A 1,475-nucleotide genomic window follows, 5' to 3' on the forward strand; every position below is an offset into this window, starting at 1 on the left:
GGTCCGGCGCGACGGCGCCCGCGCCAGCCGCTCCCGCTCCCGCGGTGGCCGCCGCGGCAGGGGACCCCTTTGCCGCCGCCCGCCTGTTCGTCGACCCGGACGGCGCGGCTGCCCGGGCGGTGAGCACCCTGCGGGCGAGTGACCCGGGAAGTGCCCAGACGTTGTCCCGGCTGGCCGGTCAGGCCCATGCCGACTGGTTCGGCGATCCGAATCCGAACACGGTGCGAACCCAGGTCGCGGCGCGGGCCCAGGTTGTGCGGGCTGCGGGCGCGCTCCCGGTGTTCGTCGCCTATGCGATTCCGCAACGTGACTGCGGCGGCGGGCAGTCCGCCGGTGGGGTAGGTGACCAGGCGGCCTACCGGGCCTGGATCGCCGCCTTCGCCGCCGGGCTCGGGCGTGGCGCCGCGGCGGTCATCGTCGAACCGGACGCCCTCGCCCAGATCGACTGCCTGTCCTCGGCGGCGACCGCGGCCCGCTACGCAATGCTGAACTACGCCGTCGACACTCTCGCCGCCACCGGCGCCGACATCTACCTCGACGCCGGTCACGCGGACTGGCACTCCGCCGCCGAGATGGCCACCCGGCTGCGCCTGGCCGGCGTGGACCGGGCCCGCGGGTTCGCGCTCAACGTGTCCAACTTCGACGAGACGGCGGACGAGACCGCCTATGGCGATGCTGTCGTCGCGGCGCTCGGCGGCCAGGCTCACTACGTGGTCGACACCTCCCGTAACGGTCGCGGCCCTGCGGCCGACGACACCTGGTGCAACCCGCCCGGACGCGGTCTCGGCGTGGCGCCGACCGCAGCCACCGGCAACCCCCGCGTGGACGCGTATCTGTGGATCAAGGTTCCCGGTGAGTCCGACGGGGCCTGCAACGGTGGGCCGGGTGCAGGCCAGTGGTGGCTCGACTATGCCCTGGGGCTGGCGAGCCGGGCCGCCTGACGGCCGGGTGCGTGGGGTACCCACCTCGCACATCACCTGCTCGATGCTGTTCGCCGTGCCGGGCAGATCTCGACCTTTTCGCCGAGTTTCCCAGCCGGATACCGGTTATGTTTCGCGTCGACGAGGAAATGCTCCGTACCCGCTTGGATGGTCGGGTGGTCGGGTCGTCCACGGGGTGCCGCCGACGGTTATCCACAGATTTTTTCGACCTCTGGATCGACGGCGCCCGGTGTTGGATTCTGCAGTCATGACCTTCTCGCCCTCGGCCCAGACCTCGCCGACCCGACCCGTCATCCTCTCCTATCCCGGTCTTGATCCGGCCCTGGAACTGGCTCGCCGCCAGGGCGGAATGATCACTTTTCGGCAGGCGATCGATGCCGGTCTCACCCGCGGCCAGCTGCGCCGGCTGGTGCGATCCGGGCAGTGGAACCATCCCGTGCGGGGCGCCTTCGTCGTCCCGTCGGCGGCTGTGGGCCCCCGCCGCCCCCCGGCCCCCGGGCCCCCCCCCCCCCCCCCCCCCCCCCCGCGCCCGGC

2 protein-coding genes are annotated in these 1,475 nt (G+C 72.8%); both read left to right on the forward strand.

What is annotated here, in order from left to right; all coding sequences use genetic code 11:
• Positions 1-941 (forward strand): glycoside hydrolase family 6 protein (locus tag ND747_RS16305; protein WP_251734462.1); only part of this gene is annotated, 941 nt, incomplete at its 5' end.
• Between the two features lie 247 nt (positions 942-1,188).
• Positions 1,189-1,475 (forward strand): type IV toxin-antitoxin system AbiEi family antitoxin domain-containing protein (locus ND747_RS16310; RefSeq protein ID WP_251734463.1); only part of this gene is annotated, 287 nt, incomplete at its 3' end.

Source organism: Frankia sp. R82 (assembly GCF_023716925.1).
GTDB lineage: Bacteria > Actinomycetota > Actinomycetes > Frankiales > Frankiaceae > Frankia.